We start from the raw sequence: 16,585 nt of genomic DNA, 5'->3' as shown, positions 1-16,585 counted from the left end.
GCCGACCCGCGTGACGGCGCCCCCGACCTCTCCCGCCTCCTCGAAGCCGTCCTGAGCGTCGGTTCCGAGCTCGAACTGCGCACCACCCTCCAGCACATCGTGGACGGCGCCGCCGAGCTGACCGGCGCACGGTACGCGGCACTCGGCACGACGGACCCCGGGCAGGACGGCCTCACCGAGATCCGCACCGGCGGAGCCGAGCCGCCGCCTCCGGGGGTGCTCAGCGTGCCGATCCACGTCCACGACGAGGTGTTCGGCCACCTCCACCTCGCCGGCAAGCGGCACGACGCCCCCTTCACCGCCGAGGACGAGCAGCTCCTGCACGTCCTCGCCGCCCAGGCCGGCATCGCGATCGGCAACGCCCGCCTGTACGAGACGGCCCGGCAGCGCGAACGCTGGATCGAGGGCGCGGCGGCCATCACCACCGCCCTGCTCACCGGCGAGCGGGCGGCCGACGCGCTGGTGACGGTCGCGGAGGGCGCCCGGGCGCTCGCCGACGCCGCCGCGGGCGTGATCCTGCAACGTACGGCGGCGGGCGGCATGGAGATCGTCACCGCCTCCACCTACGAGGACCCGGGCGACATCGTCGGTACGACCATCGAGCCCGGCAGCCCCGTCCTGGTCCAACTCCTGGGCGGCGAACCGGTGTTCATCGACGACTCGGCGACCGACCCGCGCATGACGACGCATGTACGGCACCGGTTCGGCCCCAGCATGATGCTCCCCCTCCAGGCGGACGGCCGTCTCATCGGCACCCTCGCCCTCCCGCGCCGCCCGGGCGACCGCCCCTACACGTCCGTAGAACGCCTGCTGGCAACGCAGTTCGCCTCCCAGGCCGCCCTCGCCCTGGTGCTGGCCGACGCCCAGCACAGCCGCGAACGCCTCGCGGTCTACGAGGACCGCGACCGCATCGCCCGCGACCTGCACGACCTGGTGGTCCAACGGCTGTTCGCCACCGGCATGATGCTGGAGTCCACGCAGCGCAGAACCGACGAGAGCGACGAGGCCCATGAGCTCCTCGGCCGCGCCGTCGACGAACTCCAGTCGACCATCCAGGAGGTCCGCACGGCGATCTTCGCCCTGCAACAGCCACCGGCCGAGGCCCCAACCACCCTGCGCGGCAAGGTACTTCGCGAAACGGCCGCCGCCTCCGCACTCCTGGGCTTCCAGCCCTCCACCCACTTCAAGGGCCCGGTGGACGCCCTCGTCCCCGACCAGGTGGCGACCCCACTCCTCACCGCGCTCCGCCGCGCCCTCACCACCGCGTCCCGCCGCCCCGGCGTCTCCCGCCTGGAGATCACGGTCGACGTGACGAGGCCCCTGTCGGACGGCCGGGACGTCGTACGTCTGACGGTGGACGGCGACAGCGACGACAACGTGGGTGGTACGGCGGTCAGTTGGCAGTCGCCCCTGTAGCCGGGAGCCCTACGGGTTCAGTACGGCAGGAGTCGCCCCGAAGGCGTCCTGCGGTCGATGGTGTCGTCGCGGGGCGTAGCGGGCCGGCGACTGACGCGAACGCGGATCTGTCGGTTCATGGCGCCCTCCCGAGGCTCATATCTCCTATGCCCCTCTCCTATGCCCCACACTCGTCCTCGCGATGCTCAAGAACATCGCCCTCGCGGAGGCACTTGGCCTGCGTCCCGAGGGGGAGCCGGAAAGGGCCGGCTACTCCCGAAGGAGGAGACCGGCCCCTGTGGTGGGTGAGGGTGATCAGCTCAGACCGAGGTCGGCCAGTGCGGTCGTCCAGTCGGTGACGATCGCGTCCTGGGCGTCGGAGAGGGTGACGGTGCCGGCGCAGACGGCCTTCTTGAGCTTGTTCTCGACGGTGTCCTTGTTGGCGGCGGTCTTGGTGCCGTACTCCGGCTCGGGCCAGAGGTTCAGCGCACTCTTGGGGGAGCCGCCGAGTTCGAGGGGGACGAAGTGGTCCTCCTCGTAGTCCGAGGTGCTGGTGTCGGTGTAGCCGTACTCGACGATCTGCGTCTTCTTCAGCGCGGTGGTGTACGAGCTGGACGGCCGGACGGTCGCGGTCCACCCGGAGACGCAGATCGTGGTGTCGATGGTGGACTGGGTGACGTCCGCGTTGAAGGCACCGGGCTGACAGGTGGGGTCGGGGAGGGGGAGGTAGGCCTGGCTGCAGCTCTGCGCGTGGGCGGTGCCGGCTGCGAACGTGAGGCCGGCGGCGGCGAGGGCGAGGGAGGAGAGGGTGGTGACCACTGAGCGGGATATTCGGGGCATGGGGGGATCTCCCGGAGCGGTGCCCGGCAGGAATTCCGGGCGGTCGTGAGCATGACAGCACCGGGATCATCTATGCGGGTAGAGCCTTTGCCTGTCGCGAAGATCCCTTTGTTGAATGTTTCAATACCGCGGGCCTGCCGGAGGGGAAGTCATGGCCCGTGCTTGGTTGTCGGCATCGCGCGCCCGGCCGGTGACGGCCCCTCGTAACGTGAACCCCATGACCACGTTGACGCTTCTGCATCCCGGCGCCATGGGCGCGAAAGTCGGCGGCCAGGCGACCCGTACGGGAGCCCGGGTGCTGTACGTCCCCACCGGCCGCGGCCCCGCCAGCCTCGAACGCGCCCGGGAGGCCGGCCTGGAAGCCGCCGAGTCCCTCGAATCCGCCCTGGCCGTAAGCGACTTCGTCCTGTCGGTCTGCCCGCCGCACGCGGCGGAGGACGTGGCGCACGAGGTCCTCACGCACCCCTTCCGAGGCGTGTACGTCGAGGCCAACGCCATCAGCCCGGACCGCACCCACCGCATCGCCGCCGCCTGCGCCGCACGCGGCGTCCTCCTGCTCGACGGCTCGATCGTCGGCGGCCCGCCCGGCCCGGACAGCGCCCCGCGCCTCTACCTGAGCGGCGACGGGAAGACGGTCGCCCGGGTGGCGGCGGTGTTCCAGGACACGCGGGTCCTGGCCCGCCCCCTCGACGCCGAGGTCGGTGCCGCGTCGGCGCTGAAGATGGCCTACGCCTCCTACCAGAAGTCCGCCCGCGCCCTGGCCGCCGTGTCGCACGCCCTCGCCGCGAGCCACGGCGTGGCCGCCGAACTGGCCCGGGAGGCAAGCTCGTTGACGTCCAACATCCTCGCGGAGACGGACCAGCTGCCCAGCGTCGCCGCCCGCGCGTGGCGCTGGGCGCCGGAGCTGGAGGAGATCGCGGACACCCTGCGCACGGCGGGCCTGCCGCCGGCCCTGGCGGAGGGCGCGGCGACGGTACTGCGCAGGTGGACGCCCGACAAGGACCGCTTCGACCTGCCCCTGGAGGAGGTACTGGCCCACCTCCAAGCGGACGGCTGACTCAGGGCGCCGAGGCCGAGGGCCCGACACCGCCCAGGTCCTCCACGCTCCCGCCGAGCCGGGAACGGAACCCCGCCAGCAGCTCCGGCGGCGCGCTGACCACCCAGCGGGTGCCGACGAGGTACTTGCCGCCGTAGACAGCGGCGGTGTCGAGCCAGGTCACCTTGAACCGCTCCTCGGGGAAGGTGGTGATCCGGTACTCCCCCTGCTTCGTACGGCACTGCCCCTCGCGCAACTCCTGCGCCTCGACCCGGATCTCGGCCGTGCAGCCGGTCAGCCCGGCGATCACCTCGACCTTCGCCGGCGCCACGACCCCGGCCTCGGGCGCGGCGGTCACCGCCGCCACCTTCTTACGGTCCGCCGCGGCATCGTCCTCTCCCCCGCCGCACGCAACGGCCAGCGGGAACAGGGCGATTGCGGCGCCGCGGCGCAGACGGGCGGTGTGTCCTCGATACGGCTGCTGTGTCCGGTGCGTCATGGCAGGGGGTACGGGTACGCCCCGGCGGGCGTTCACTCCGCGAGGTCCGCCGATGGCTCCGGGGCAGGTTGCTCGACCGGTGCGGCGCAATCGGTGGGATCGGTAAGGAGGTTGGCCGTCAGTCGCGTGGTGCTCCGGACCACGAGTTCGGCGAGGTGCGAGCGGGCGACGACCGCGGTGGACTCCCCAGTGCGGTGAAGCGGGTGCGGGGCGTCCGCGAGCCGGAACGAGCAAGCCAGGACGGGCCCTTGGCCACCGGTGAACCCGTCCGGGGGGACGTTCCGCCCGGCCAGGTGACGCAACACCCCGCCGTTCGCGACGAGTTCGCACGGAACGGCCTGCGCCACGCCGATCACCCACGGGTCGTCGGGCGGCAGAAACCCGGTCTGCGGGATGAGCAGCGGCACGGCAGCCGGGGGCGGTCGGTGCGTGAACAGTGCCCGGCCGCCCGGGAGTTGGCCACCGTCGGCAGTGAGCACCGCGCACAGGGCAAGCCGAAGCCGGCTCGGTCGTGCATTCGATCAAGTGGACGGTGTGCCGTCCAGGTTAAAAATTGGTTAGTTCGGCTGGAATCTCACGGGCCCGCTGCGGCACGGTTCCGAAACATGTGGCCGTGGCCGGATCTCGGCGGCTGATGCTGCCGTACCGGGTCGTCGGCCACAAGCGTGCCGGGACGAGCGGAGGCATCGGAGGAGGCGTATCGCCCGGCGCTGGTCGGGCACGACACTCGGCACGGTTCCGGCGCGGCGAGACGGGGAGCCGCGTCGCGGGACGGGCGGACGCCGTCGCGCGGGGCGGCGATATTCGGACTGCGCATTCGGTCTGAATGCCGCTACTTCCGGTCCGAATTCCGCCAGTCGCGGGCCGCGGAGTCCTAATTGATCGAAAGATCCGGTCCACAACGGGACACCCGGGGCGTTGACAGGCCTACGGCTATCGGCCTTCAATCAGGGACCACAAGAGCTCAAATCGGACCGTTGCGTTCCGCCGGGGGTAGGTTTCTGGGCTTTCTGTAGGCCATTGTTGGCATATCGGGCAAGTACGAGCCCGGCTGCTCGCCATCTCGGCATTGATGCTCCAACGGAACTGTCCATTCGGGCTCTTCGGCTGCTCGTGTTTTCGCGTGCAGTCAAGGCGGAACGAGTCAGAGGGAGTTCTCCGAATGACCGTTGATTTCATGGCGTCCGTCGACACGGACACCATCACCCGGGAAGCTGTCGATCAGCTTCTCGGCGAGTACCAGACCACCTACGAGAACAGCAGCCCCGACTATTTCAAGCTGTTCGCGGCCGACGCGACGTTCTTCGTCCAGTCGTCCCCGAACCGCATCGACAGCCGCGAGGAGTTCCAGCGGGTGTTCGCGCTGACGCCGGGCACCCCCCGTCGCAGCCAGCTCCTGTCCCCCGAGATCCGCATCATGGGGGACGCCGCGCTGGTCAGCCTGCACTCCCGCGTCGCCCTCGGCGACGAGCAGCAGTACCTGCGCGAGACCCTCGTGGTGACCCGGGGCCCCAGCGGGGCGCTGCGCATCGCGCACCTGCACATCTCCCCCCAGGAGATGCCGGCCGTGCCCGACACGGCGGAGCGGGCGCTTGAGGAGATCGCGATCATCGAGGAGCGCACGGCCACCACGGCCAGCACCGTCGGCACTCCGAAGTAAGGCACTCCAGGCCGGATGTTCCGGCACCGCTGGGGCCCGTCCCGTACGGGTCCCAGCACCCCGCACGCCCTGCCGTCGTCCCAGATCCGCCCTGACACGTTTCCGTTCGTCTTGTTCACGCAGGCCGGCACCGCGTTGCCAGAGCACACGTTATGGATTTCTGAAAGTCCTGGATCCTGGAGGGGTACGTTGTTGCAGAACATCGTGACCTGCACGCCCGAATACGCCCGACGACTCCCGGAGAAAGCCCGGCCGCTCATCCGTTACCGGCGGGAGGAATTCGGCTGGCTGGCCGCTTTCCCGGACGGATCGATGGCCATGTACGACGAGGGGGTGGAGCCCCTTTTGCGCGCGGGAGAACCCCCCGAGCGCTGCGCGAATCACCTCATCGACCGCCTCTCCGTGAGCACCGGATTCCGCTTCCGGGCACCCGCGATGGTGTGGCTTGAGATAACCCGGACCTGCAATCTCCGCTGCCCGCACTGCTTCGTCGAAGGCGGAAAGGCCCGCAGTACCGAACTGCCCACCGAGCGGATCATGGAACTGCTCGACGAATGGGCCGAGATGGGTGTCTTCTCGCTCATCATCACGGGCGGCGAGCCCACCATTCACCCCGATTTCAGCGATATCGTGCAGCGCGCCTACGACCTCGGGTTCGTCGTCGGGATCCCCACGAACGGCACCACCCTGACCGAGGCCATCATCGAACGGCTCCCGCGGGACGACGTCATCGTCAGCATGAGCATCGACGGCCTGCACGGAGAGGGGAAGTACCGCAACGAGGGCGAGTTCGACTACGTCACCCGTCGGCTGGCCGAGCTGCGCGACCGCGGCTTCAACACCAGCGTCATGACCACCACCACCCACCAGAACGTGGACGACCTGCCGATCATCCTGAACTGGGCGCGGGACAACGACATCAGCCTGCGCAGCGTGCCCTTCATCCCGATGGGCCGCGGAGCCCTGCACCGCGATCTCGCCAGCACCGTGCACGACGTGGAGAACACGGCGCGTTTCTGGATCGAGGAGGAGGAGTGGGCCCGGCAGAAGGACGAGACCCTCGGCCTGTGCGCGGGCAAGGTCCTGGACTTCCTCTACACCATGGTCTTCGCCACGCGCCGTTGCATGAGCGGCCGCGGGGTGTGCTACATCAGCTCGTCGGGGGACGTGTTCCCGTGCAGCACCTGCGCGGGCAACAAGGTGCTCGCCGGCGGAAACGTACAGATGACACCGTTCGCCGAGATCTGGAACGACGAAGACTGGCTCATCCGCAAGATCACCTGGGACAACTACAAGGACACCTGCTCCGGTTGCCCGATCAACGACGACAAGTACTTCTGCACCGGCCGCTGCCCGAGCCAGTCCAGCATCCTCAACGGCAGCTACGACGGCTGCGGCACCACCGAGTTCCAGCGGCAGAGCATCATCCGCCGGGAGGAGCTGTTCCGCGAGCGCATCATGTCCGAACCGCTGGTCGAACTGCGGCGACCGCAGCCCGACGTCACCGCTTCCGAGCCCGGGCGGTCGACATCATGAAGGTCGGTCTGATCAGCAGCCTGCACCTCAACCACGGCGGCATGTCACTGCACACCGGGCCCGGCGACCCGATGCCCATGCAGACGTTCGTGCCGGTCGGGCTGCTCTCCCTCAAGGCGTCGGCCGACACCGCGGGCGTCCCCGCCGACATCAATGTCGTCGAGGTCAACCGGCTCCTCGTGGACGGCACCATTCCGAACACCGACGCGCTCTACGACGACATCGCCGCCTCGGTACTGGCCGCGGGCGACTCCCTGGTCGGTCTGATGACCGACGCGGACTCCCTCTCGCACACCGTGCTCATCGGCCAGGCCGTCAAACGGCGCTCCCCGGACACCCTGGTCTGCCTCGGCGGACCGGCCGTGACGCCGATCAGCGCCGAGTTCCTCGACCGGTTCCCGTGGGCCGACTTCATCGTGCGGGGCGAGGGTGAACTGACCTTCAGCGAGCTGCTCAGCACCCTGCACGCGGGCCACGACCCGGCCGACGTGCAGGGAGTGACGTACCGCCGCAAGGGCGAGTCGGTGGTCAACTCCGACCGGCCGCTGGTGAAGGACATGGCCGATCTGCCGTGGCCCGCCTACTACGCCTTCGACATGACGACCGACGCCAACCTGTATCTGGACGTGGGTCGCGGCTGCCCCTTCAAGTGCTCGTTCTGTGCCACCGCGCCGTTCTGGGAGCGGCGGTTCCGGATGCGGCCGATCGACGACATCGTCCGGCAGATGGAGTACGTACGGGACGCGTTCGGCCGGACGAGCGTCAACTTCTCCCACGACATCTTCACCTGCGACCGCAACTGGACGCATCGGTTCTGCGACGAGATGATCGCCCGCGACGTCGGCGTCACCTGGGGGTGCAGCACCCGTACCGACGTCATCGACGCCGAACTGCTCCAGAAGATGGGCGCCGCGGGCTGCGAGGAGATCTACTACGGCATCGAGAGCGGCTCGCCGAAGATGCAGCGGTGGATCAAGAAGAACCTCGACCTCGACCAGTGCCTCAAGGTCGTCAAGGCCACCAAGGCGGCAGGGGTCCGTCCCGTGGCCGGCTTCATCGTCGGCTATCCCACCGAGACCCGCGAGACACTCAACGACACGCTCACCCGGTTCTTCGAGTTCCTCCAGGAGGGCGAGGGCCGCAGTCAGCTGTTCACGCTGGTTCCGCTGGCCCAGTCGCCCATGTACCGCCAGTACGAGAAGACCCTCAACCGGCCGGCCGAGTACTACGACGCCCCGGTGACGGAGTCCCGGATGGCGCAGATCCAGCAGTACCGCAGGGAGCACAAGGACCTGTTCTGCACCGACTACCGCTTCGCCAGCCCGGACATCAACGAGGCCCTGATCGACGCGGCCGAGGAGCTCTCCGGGCATGTCGTCGTCCTGGCCTCGCTGTGGCCCCAGCTGCTCGCCCACTACGACTCGCCGCTCACCTGGTTCGAACGCTGGGTCGCCTGGATCGAGCGCTACAACGACCAGCACTCGCCCGGCACCCGCTACCGCCACCAGTGCGAGCCCCGTGACCTGCTGGTCTTCGCCCAGGAGGAGACCGCCCGGCTGGGCATCGAGGACAGTCCCGTCGCCGCGCTGGTGCGGTACGAGATGATGCGACTGGACGCCGCGAGTCTCCCGGCCCCCGGTCCCCGCCCTGCCGCGTCCACCGTGGGCCCCGAGTCCGCGCTGCGGCCCGGGGACTTCCTCGGCGCGGAGTTCCCGTACGACCTCCAGGAGTTGCTGCGCGGCGAGACCGTCCGGGCGGCCTCGGACGGCGGCGCGTACGTCGTGACGCGCAAGAGTGCCGCGGACAAGATCGAGACCATCCAGCTGGGGCGGGCGGCCCGCACCTTCCTGGAGCGCGCCGACGGCCGGCGCACGGCCCGGGAGCTCATCGCCGAGGCGTTCCCCGCGTCCGCCGCCGAGCGGGATCCGCAGCGGACGCTCGACCACGGCCTCGGGCTGCTCCGCTCCCTGGCCGGCATGGGTCTGCTGCTGGAGGGCCCGGCGGGCGTCAAGGCGTTGGAGGGCCCGGCTCCCGCGAACGGCACAGGGACGCCGCCCCGCCCGGCCCCGCAGGCGCTGGACGCTCCCGTCCTGGTCCCGCGCAAGAAGGCGGAGGCGCGCTGACGTGACGGCCGCGGAGGTGGTGCGCGTCGAACGGGCCCTCGGCGCGGTCCTGTCGGCCGACGGCGGTGGGGGCCGCGCCCACCGGACGGACTTCCACGGCGGACGCCTGGAGCGGGCCGGCGCGGACGTGCGGATCTTCTCCGGTCCACCGCCCGCGCCCTGGCGGCTGCCGCTGCCGGACCCCGAGCCACTGGACGATCCCGGCGGGGCCGCGGCGGCCCTGGCCGCGCTGCGCACCCGCTTCGGTCGGGGGAGCCGTCTGCACTACACGCAGATGTCGTCGGTCCGGGTCGTCGCCGGGCCGGGCACGGGCGATCCGATGCCGCAGCGGCGCCGGGTCTGGTCGCTCACGGGAGACCTCCGCACCCGCGGCGGCCGTACCGTCCCGGTCGGCCGCAGCGGACGCGGCCCGGGCGCCGCCCGGCTGCCCGAACCGGCCTGGCTCGACACGATCGGTCGGCTGCTGGCGGCGGTGGACCGGGCGGAGGCGCTGGAGACGGGCGCCCCGCCCGCCGTCCTGTCGCCGCAGGCGGCCGGTGTCCTGCTGCACGAGGCCGCCGGTCACTTCGCGGAGGGCGCCGCCGACGGCACGCCGGTGCTCAGCCACCGCCTGCGCTGCCGGGTGGCCGGCGAGCTGGTCTGCCTGGACGACGATCCGCTCGCCGAGGGCGGCCCCGCCCACTACGACAGGGACGACGACGGCATCACCGCGCTGGGCCGGCAGCGGATCGTCGTGGACGGCGTCCTCGTACGGCAGTTGCACAGCGCCGCCAGCGCCGCGCGCGCCGGAGCGATGCCCACCGCCAACGGGCGTGCCGCGTCGGTGCTCCAGCGCCCGCTGCCGCGTATGTCCAACCTGATCTGCCGACCGGGCGGCACCGCGGTGGACGAGTTGGTGGAGAACGTCGGCCACGGCCTGTTCGTCCACCGGCTGGCCGACGGCATCCGGTTCGGCGACACCGTCGAGGCCCGGCTGGTGCTCGGCGAGGTGATCCGCTCCGGTCGCCGTACCGGGAACTACGTGACGGGCCGCGTCCGGGAGCGGGCCGACGTGCTGACCCGGATCGTCGAGCTCGGCGACCGCGGCGAGTTCACGGACAACGCCCTGTGCGGAAAGGACCGCCAGATGCTGTTCGACGTCGGAACGTGCGCGCCTGCCATCCGGTTCTCCGCGCTGCGGTGCACGTCATGACGGCGATCCGGGTGGTCCGCCGCCACACCGCCGTACGCGTCTCACCCACCGGCCGGGAGTCACGCACCGACCTCGCCCTGCGGGCGGAGTCCGGCGAACCCGGGGAATGGCGGCTCGCCGCGGACCCCCCGGGCAGGGAGGAAGCGGACCAGGCCGGACGCGCGCACACCGTCTGGCGCGTCCTGGCGGAGAAGGCCCGCCCCGTGCTGCGCGAGGGCGGCCTGCTCGTCGAGGCGGGCCGCACCGCCACCGAGATCGAGTGCGACGGCCGTACGGTGCTCACCCGCGACCGTGCCTACCTCCTGGTCCGGGACGGCGACCACGTACTTCACCTGGGGGACGGGACCGCCCCCGAGGACGCACTGCCCTGGGTGCGGGCCGCGGACCCGGACGAGATCCGCGCCGAGGACCCCGTCCTGTTCGGCCCGTCCGCCCTGCTGGCACTGACCGCCGCGGTCCATGAGGCGCGGGGCGGTCCCGCACCGGACGACCCGGCGGCTCCCCCGGCCGAGTCCCCGTACCCGCCCCACGACCTGTCCCTGCCGCTGCTGCCGCCCGAGGTGACGGGCGGCCGTACCCGCGCCGACCTCGACCAGGTCTGCGAGTTGCTCGGCGATCCGGCGCTGTGGCTCGTACCGCACGGCACGTTCGGCGAGTTCGCGGCCGGCGACCGGCCGGACGCCGACACCGGACAGCTGCCCGTCACGGCACCGCCGGCGCGGGCCCTGGTCGTCGACTCCCTGGTCCCGCGGGCCCGTACGGCCGGCGGAGTCCTCGACTGGACCGCCGCCTACCGCGTCCGCGACAGCACCGGAACGGGGCGCGGCACCGGACCGCTGCGGCTGCGCGGCGCCCCGGCGGAACTGCTTGCCGCGGCCGAGGCACGCCACGGGCCACGACGGCCCGGACTCGGCCGCGACCCCATCGGGCGGGCGCGCTACCGGCTCGCCCCGACCCTGGGCACCTCGCTGAACGCGGGCCGGACGCTCGCTCCCTGACGCTCCGGCCGCACCACGCACGTATCCAGACAGCCGACGAGAGAGGATCCGCCATGCCATCCACGGCCCCGCGGGACGACGAACCACTCAACCTGGACGGCTTCCATGACGTCCTGCTCGCCCCGGTGCGCGGCACCGACACCCGGCGCGGACTGCCGATGACGTACTTCGAACGCCGTCCGGGCCGCTTCGCGACGAAGATCGCCGTCTCCTTCGGCGTCATCGTCGTCTGCTACACGGCCCTGCTCGAACTGCCCGGCCCGGCGACGATCGCCGTCTGCGTCCCGGTGCTCGGCGTGGTGTACGCCTACCTCGTGGAGCTGCAGCACGAGTGCCTGCACGAGCACGCGTTCCGCTCCCGGTGGGCCAACCGGCTGTGGGGGTTCGTCGGCGGGATGTTCATGTTCAGCGCCTTCTCCCACTACAAGTACGAGCACCTCAGGCACCACGCGTATCTGGGCACGGAGAAGAACCTTGAGTTCTTCAACTACCGCTTCCGCGGCCTGGACAGCGTGCACGGGTTCGCCTTCGCCGCGTTCCACCTCGGCCGGTACGCGGACGTCGGACGCAACCTCGGCCGCGGCGTGTTCCGGCGCCCGATACCCGGCGTGGACCGGCCGCGGGCCACGCGGGCCGTCCAGAACGAGTACCGGGTGCTGCTGGCCCTGGTCGTGGGCGCGGTCGCGGTGAGCGTGCTGACCGGGAGCTGGTTCTTCGTGTGGGCCTGGCTGCTGCCGGTCCTGCTGGTGAGCGAGGCCGTCCACTTCCTGATCGAACTGCCGGAGCACTTCGGGCTGAACACCCAGACCGATCCCAACGTCCTGTCCAACACCCGGACCGTGCGGGCCTCCCGGCTCGTCCAGTGGATCACCAACTACAACAACCTGCACACCGCGCACCACTACCACCAGGGCGTTCCCATGGTGAACGTGCCGCGGTTGCACGACTCCATCGAGGAGAAGATCGAGACCGTCGAGCCGTCGTACTGGGCCTTCTACCGCAAGGTGCTGCGCGGGGAGATCGTCTACCAGGGCGACGACCAGACCTGCATGACGCGTTGACGCCACAACCGACGACCGGAAGGAAGCGATGCTTGTGAACGGCGTGGTGTCGACGTTCAACGAATGGGATCCCCTGGAGGAGGTCGTCGTCGGCCGGGTCGACGGGGCCATGACCTCGGCGTGGGACGAGCTCGACCGGATCACCGTGCCACCCGCCTCGTGGGAGCGGATCGCCGGCACGCCCGGCACCCGGGGCGTGCCGGTGCCACCGGACGTGGTGGAGAAGGCGCAGGAGGGCCTGGCGGAGTTCATCGGCATCCTGGAGGCGGCGCACGTCACCGTGCGCCGCCCCGACCCGCCGGACTTCTCCCGCCCGTTCGCCACCCCGGGCTGGTCGGTGCCGAACGGCATGTCGGTGGCCAACCCGCGCGACCTGCTGCTCGTCGTCGGGGACGAGATGATCGAGGTGCCGATGGCCGACCGCAACCGGTACTTCGAGGTGTGGCCCTACCGGAACCTGCTCACCGAGTACTTCCGGGGCGGCGCCCGCTGGACGGCGGCTCCGAAACCCCGGCTGACGGACGACCAGTACCGTCCGGGGTACGAAGTGCCGCCCTGGTCCGAGGACATGGACTTCTTCGTCACGGAGGCGGAGCCGGTCTTCGACGCGGCGGACATCATGCGCTGCGGCCGGGACCTGTTCATGGAGCGCAGCCATGTCACCAACCGGCTGGGCGTCGAGTGGCTGCGACGGCATCTCGGCCCGGAGTACCGCGTGCACGAGATCGTCTCCCGCTATCCCAGGGCGATGCACATCGACACCTCCCTGCTGCCGCTCGCACCGGGCAAGGTCCTGGTCAACCCCGAGTTCCTGGACCCGGACTCCCTCCCGGAGGCGCTGCGGTCCTGGGACGTGCTCATTCCGCCGGACCCGGTGATCACGCCGGTCATGGAGCGCGGCCTGATGAGCCGGTGGAGCAGCGTGAACGTGCTGATGCTCGACCCGGAGCACGTGGTGGTGGAGCGGTCCCAGACGCCGCTGATGAAGGCGTTCGAGAGCTGGGGCTTCGAGCCCGTGCCGTGCTCCTTCGAGCACTACACGGTCTTCGGCGGTTCGTTCCACTGCGCCACCCTGGACGTCCGGCGCAGGGGAACCCTGGAGTCGTACGTCTGATGACCGGACAGACGCAGGAGGACCGGGCCGCGGCACTGCCGGTGCCGTGGCCGGCCCAGCAGTGGTCGGCCGGTGTGCCGCGTCCGGCGCTGCCCGCGGGGGCGGTGCCGGAGGCGGTGGCCGGGCGGGTGCGCGAGCTGCTCGCGGCCGGGGCCGACGAGCCGGTGTGCGCGTACGTCTACCAGCCGGGCGTGGCACGCCGGCGGGCCGCGGAGCTGCGCGACCGGCTGCCCGGCTGGGCGGAGGTCTACTACGCGGTGAAGGCGAACTCCTTCCCGCCGGTGCTCGCGGCCCTCGCCCCGGCCGTGGACGGAATGGACGTCGCCTCGGCGCAGGAGGCGGAGGCGGCGCTGGCGGCGGGCGGCGGTGCAACCCGGCTGATCGTCACCGGGCCCGGCAAGAGCGACCGGCTGCTGGCCGCCGCGGTCCGGGCGGGTGCCGAATTCATCAGTATCGAGAGCGAGTTGGAGCTGCACCGCCTTGATGCCGTCGCCCGGCGCGCGGGGCGCCGGATGCCGGTGGTGCTCCGGGTGAACTCCGCGACCGGCCCGCTCGACGGCGCGCTGCGGATGGACGGACGGGCCACCCAGTTCGGCATCGGGGAGGACCGGCTGGCGGCGGCCGTCGCCACGGCCCGGCGGCTGCCGGGCGTGGACCCGGTCGGCTACCACTTCCACGTGGTGTCCGGGAACCTCGACGCCGACCGGCACGCCGACCACGTGCTCTCGCGGCTGCGCTGGGCGGCCGAGGCGGCTGCGGAGCACGGCATCGAACTGCGCGTGGTCGACGTGGGTGGCGGGCTGGGCGTGCCGCCGCACGGCGGGGCCCCCTTCGACCTGGACCGCTTCGCCGGCCGGCTCTCCGCCGCCGCGCCGCCGCCCGGGGTGCGGGTCGTGTTCGAACCGGGCCGCTGGCTGGTCGCGGAGTGCGGTTACTACGCGGCCCAGGTGACCGACCTCAAGCGGACGGGCGGCGAGTGGTTCGCCGTCCTGGCCGGCGGCATCAACCACTTCATGCTGCCCGCCCTGCTGGAGGTGGCGGTGGAGGCGGCCGTGCTGCCCGTCGCTCACTGGCCGTACTCCTGTCCTCGCCCGGAGCTGCGGAACACCCTGGTGTCCCTGGCGGGCCCGCTGTGCACCCCGGAGGACATCCTGGCCAGAGGCATCACCGCGGACCGGCTGCGTGTCGGGGACATCGTGGTCTTCCCGATGGCGGGCGCGTACGGCTGGGAGTTCGCCGTACGCGGCTTCCTGGGCCACCCGCCCGCGGTACGGGCGACCGCTCAGCCGACCTCGGTGCGCTCCTCGGGGGCCGGTGTCCCGGCCGGAGGTGTCTCCTCCTGATCCGAGTACCGCAGCAGCCACAGCCCGGGCAGCCCGGCCAGCGCGACCATCACCGCCGCCGTCCAGCCGATCCCGCCGTGCAGCAGCAGCGGTGCGGCGATGGCCGAGCCCACCGGGGAGGTGCCCTGCATCAGGGTGCGCAGCGCGGCGAAGGCCCGGCCGTGCATCTCGGGCGGGATCCGGCGCATCCGCAGGGACTGCGCCCACACCGTCATCGGCGCGCTCAGCACACCCACGCAGAAGTATCCGATCCCGACCACCACGGGCTGGGACACGGCCAGGACGCCGAGGAAGCCCAGCGCCGCGCCCGCCTGGCACCAGCCGATCCGGCGCACCGATCCCCGGCCGGCGCGGGCACCGGCCAGCGACGCCCCCACGAACTCGCCCGCCGCGAGCGACGCCATCAGCGCGCCGAGCGCGGACGCCCCGCCCAGCTCGTTCTTGGCCAGCCACGGGCCGACGACCAGCAGCAGCATGCCGTCGGCGATGTTGAACGCCATGAACGCGGCCGTGGTCACCACGATCACCCGGTCCCGGGCCACCACGCGCACCGACGTCTTCGTCCTGGGCCCGCCCGGGCCGTCGGCGGCCCGTTTCACGGGCGGTTTCAGCGGCCGTCGTACGGTCGCCACGGCCGCCGCGAAGACCAGGTAGCTGACGGCGTCGATCAGCAGCACGTTCGGCGCGCCCATCGCGCCGACGAGCACACCGGCCAGCGCCGGGCCCACCACGGTGGCCACGCTGAAGCTGAGCGACTCCAGGGCGTTCGCGGTGTCCAGGTCGGGCTCGTCGACCAGCTGGGGGATCGCCGCCGGGAACCCGGCAAGCGGGACCATCTTCAGCAGGCCGTAGACCGCGGCGACGACGAACGGAAGTGCCGTCGGTACGTCGCCCAGAGCCGCGGCGAGCGGCACCGACGCCACGCACAGCGCGCGGAACACGCTGTCCGTGATCAGCACGGTGCGCTTGTCGAACCGGTCGAGCAGCGGCCCGACGGCGAGCCCGCCCAGCACCACGGGAGCGGTGAAGCACACGCCGAGCAGGCCGAGTTGGGCGGTGCCGCCTTCGTTGAGGACCAGCCAGGACAGGGCGAGCAGCGTCATCCCGTCGCCCAGCAGCGACACCGCCGCGCCGAACCAGACCCGGCCGAAGTCTCCGGATCCCAGCAGCCGCAGATACACCCTCATCGGGCCTGGCCCTCCTGCCCCGTCGCGGCGGCCCTGGCGCGGGCGACCGGCGGCGGGGCGAGCGGCAGCAGTTCACCGCTCTCGTGGGCGAGCAGCCAGCGTTTGACGTCCAGGCCGTAGTAGTAGCCGCCCAGGCTCCCGTCGGTGCGGCGGATCCGGTGGCAGGGGACGATCAGCGGCACCAGGTTGTACGCGCAGGAGGCGCCCGCCGCCCGCGCCGCGCCGGGCTTGCCCGCCCGCTCCGCCAGTTCCAGGTAGCTGACGGACGTACCCGGCTCGACGCGGCGCATCTCCTGCCAGGCGGCCAGCCGGAAGTCGCTGCCGAACTGGACGACGGGCAGGTCGTCCAGCGCCTCCACGGCCCCGTCGAAATAGGCCCGCACGGCCGACGCGTACGGCTCCGGCGTGGCGCGGACGCGCGGCGAGCCGTCCCGGTACGGCTGGGGCAGTTCCGCCAGCAGCGTCGTCGGGTCGTCGGTGAACCCGGCGGCGATGATGCCGCGATCCAGGGTGATCATGCTGAACGGGCCGAGCGGGGTCGGCACCGTCGCGGTGTCCATCTTGAGCATGCCTTTCGAAGGGGGCGGGGAGGTAGGTCCTG

General features: G+C 71.5%; 15 protein-coding genes. 10 read left to right on the top strand and 5 right to left on the bottom strand.

Translation table 11 applies throughout. The features are described from left to right. Positions 1 to 51 precede the first annotated feature (51 nt). Entirely contained in the window at positions 52 to 1,416 is a 1,365-nt protein-coding gene (locus AB0I69_RS22745; RefSeq protein ID WP_363097521.1) for a GAF domain-containing protein, read from the top strand. 294 nt (positions 1,417 to 1,710) lie between these two features. Here the strand turns inward: AB0I69_RS22745 and AB0I69_RS22740 are convergent, their stop codons facing one another. Continuing rightward, the gene (locus tag AB0I69_RS22740; RefSeq protein ID WP_363097441.1) at positions 1,711 to 2,235 is read right to left on the bottom strand and encodes a hypothetical protein; all 525 of its coding nucleotides are present in this window, start codon (positions 2,233 to 2,235) and stop codon (positions 1,711 to 1,713) included. Positions 2,236 to 2,452: 217 nt separating this feature from the next. Between AB0I69_RS22740 and AB0I69_RS22735 the strand changes: the two genes are divergently transcribed. Continuing rightward, complete coding sequence (locus AB0I69_RS22735) at positions 2,453 to 3,292, top strand: DUF1932 domain-containing protein (protein WP_363097440.1); 840 nt, start codon at positions 2,453 to 2,455, stop codon at positions 3,290 to 3,292. Between the two features lies 1 nt (position 3,293). Here the strand turns inward: AB0I69_RS22735 and AB0I69_RS22730 are convergent, their stop codons facing one another. Further along, complete coding sequence (locus tag AB0I69_RS22730; RefSeq protein WP_363097439.1) at positions 3,294 to 3,770, bottom strand: hypothetical protein; 477 nt, start codon at positions 3,768 to 3,770, stop codon at positions 3,294 to 3,296. 32 nt (positions 3,771 to 3,802) lie between these two features. After that, on the bottom strand, positions 3,803 to 4,249 hold the full coding sequence (locus AB0I69_RS22725; protein WP_363097438.1) for a hypothetical protein: 447 nt from the start codon (positions 4,247 to 4,249) through the stop codon (positions 3,803 to 3,805). Positions 4,250 to 4,932: 683 nt separating this feature from the next. On the opposite strand from AB0I69_RS22725, the gene AB0I69_RS22720 reads away from it, so the two are divergent. From AB0I69_RS22720 to AB0I69_RS22685, 8 genes are all read left to right on the top strand, one after another. Beyond that, a complete protein-coding gene (locus tag AB0I69_RS22720; RefSeq protein ID WP_363097437.1) occupies positions 4,933 to 5,430 on the top strand; it encodes a nuclear transport factor 2 family protein in 498 nt (165 codons plus the stop codon). 192 nt (positions 5,431 to 5,622) lie between these two features. Beyond that, complete coding sequence (locus tag AB0I69_RS22715; protein WP_363097436.1) at positions 5,623 to 6,966, top strand: radical SAM protein; 1,344 nt, start codon at positions 5,623 to 5,625, stop codon at positions 6,964 to 6,966. Beyond that, positions 6,963 to 9,089 carry a radical SAM protein gene (locus tag AB0I69_RS22710; protein WP_363097435.1) on the top strand — a complete coding sequence of 709 codons (2,127 nt, stop codon included), beginning with the start codon at positions 6,963 to 6,965 and terminating at the stop codon, positions 9,087 to 9,089. The genes AB0I69_RS22715 and AB0I69_RS22710 overlap by 4 nt, the downstream gene beginning before the upstream one ends. A gap of 1 nt (position 9,090) precedes the next feature. Continuing rightward, positions 9,091 to 10,281, top strand: coding sequence for a metallopeptidase TldD-related protein (locus AB0I69_RS22705; RefSeq protein ID WP_363097434.1), 1,191 nt, complete (start codon positions 9,091 to 9,093; stop codon positions 10,279 to 10,281). Next, positions 10,278 to 11,279 (top strand): hypothetical protein, encoded by a 1,002-nt coding sequence (locus AB0I69_RS22700; protein ID WP_363097433.1) that lies wholly within the window; start codon positions 10,278 to 10,280, stop codon positions 11,277 to 11,279. The genes AB0I69_RS22705 and AB0I69_RS22700 overlap by 4 nt, the downstream gene beginning before the upstream one ends. Positions 11,280 to 11,332: 53 nt before the next feature. Further along, the gene (locus tag AB0I69_RS22695; protein WP_363097432.1) at positions 11,333 to 12,340 is read left to right on the top strand and encodes a fatty acid desaturase; all 1,008 of its coding nucleotides are present in this window, start codon (positions 11,333 to 11,335) and stop codon (positions 12,338 to 12,340) included. 28 nt (positions 12,341 to 12,368) lie between these two features. Beyond that, the gene (locus AB0I69_RS22690; protein WP_363097431.1) at positions 12,369 to 13,454 is read left to right on the top strand and encodes an amidinotransferase; all 1,086 of its coding nucleotides are present in this window, start codon (positions 12,369 to 12,371) and stop codon (positions 13,452 to 13,454) included. After that, a complete protein-coding gene (locus AB0I69_RS22685) occupies positions 13,454 to 14,797 on the top strand; it encodes an alanine racemase (RefSeq protein ID WP_363097430.1) in 1,344 nt (447 codons plus the stop codon). The genes AB0I69_RS22690 and AB0I69_RS22685 overlap by 1 nt, the downstream gene beginning before the upstream one ends. On the opposite strand, the gene AB0I69_RS22680 is transcribed toward AB0I69_RS22685, so the two are convergent. Further along, positions 14,737 to 15,984 (bottom strand): MFS transporter, encoded by a 1,248-nt coding sequence (locus AB0I69_RS22680; RefSeq protein ID WP_363097429.1) that lies wholly within the window; start codon positions 15,982 to 15,984, stop codon positions 14,737 to 14,739. The genes AB0I69_RS22685 and AB0I69_RS22680 overlap by 61 nt on opposite strands. Beyond that, on the bottom strand, positions 15,981 to 16,544 hold the full coding sequence (locus tag AB0I69_RS22675) for a methylated-DNA--[protein]-cysteine S-methyltransferase (RefSeq protein WP_363097428.1): 564 nt from the start codon (positions 16,542 to 16,544) through the stop codon (positions 15,981 to 15,983). Before AB0I69_RS22675 ends, AB0I69_RS22680 begins: the two co-directional genes overlap by 4 nt. Positions 16,545 to 16,585: the final 41 nt, after the last annotated feature.

Origin of the sequence: Streptomyces sp. NPDC050508, assembly GCF_040655155.1 — a bacterium.
Lineage (GTDB): Bacteria > Actinomycetota > Actinomycetes > Streptomycetales > Streptomycetaceae > Streptomyces.
This window is presented reverse-complemented; position numbering and strand designations above follow the sequence as displayed.

What these genes read in the sequence shown, in the direction of transcription:
- AB0I69_RS22740 (WP_363097441.1), bottom strand. Translation starts at nt 2,235, where the DNA reads ATGCCCCGAATATCCCGCTCAGTGGTCACCACCCTCTCCTCCCTCGCC.
- AB0I69_RS22735 (WP_363097440.1), top strand. Translation starts at nt 2,453, where the DNA reads ATGACCACGTTGACGCTTCTGCATCCCGGCGCCATGGGCGCGAAAGTC.
- AB0I69_RS22730 (WP_363097439.1), bottom strand. Translation starts at nt 3,770, where the DNA reads ATGACGCACCGGACACAGCAGCCGTATCGAGGACACACCGCCCGTCTG.
- AB0I69_RS22720 (WP_363097437.1), top strand. Translation starts at nt 4,933, where the DNA reads ATGACCGTTGATTTCATGGCGTCCGTCGACACGGACACCATCACCCGG.
- AB0I69_RS22710 (WP_363097435.1), top strand. Translation starts at nt 6,963, where the DNA reads ATGAAGGTCGGTCTGATCAGCAGCCTGCACCTCAACCACGGCGGCATG.
- AB0I69_RS22700 (WP_363097433.1), top strand. Translation starts at nt 10,278, where the DNA reads ATGACGGCGATCCGGGTGGTCCGCCGCCACACCGCCGTACGCGTCTCA.
- AB0I69_RS22695 (WP_363097432.1), top strand. Translation starts at nt 11,333, where the DNA reads ATGCCATCCACGGCCCCGCGGGACGACGAACCACTCAACCTGGACGGC.
- AB0I69_RS22690 (WP_363097431.1), top strand. Translation starts at nt 12,369, where the DNA reads ATGCTTGTGAACGGCGTGGTGTCGACGTTCAACGAATGGGATCCCCTG.
- AB0I69_RS22685 (WP_363097430.1), top strand. Translation starts at nt 13,454, where the DNA reads ATGACCGGACAGACGCAGGAGGACCGGGCCGCGGCACTGCCGGTGCCG.
- AB0I69_RS22680 (WP_363097429.1), bottom strand. Translation starts at nt 15,984, where the DNA reads ATGAGGGTGTATCTGCGGCTGCTGGGATCCGGAGACTTCGGCCGGGTC.
- AB0I69_RS22675 (WP_363097428.1), bottom strand. Translation starts at nt 16,544, where the DNA reads ATGGACACCGCGACGGTGCCGACCCCGCTCGGCCCGTTCAGCATGATC.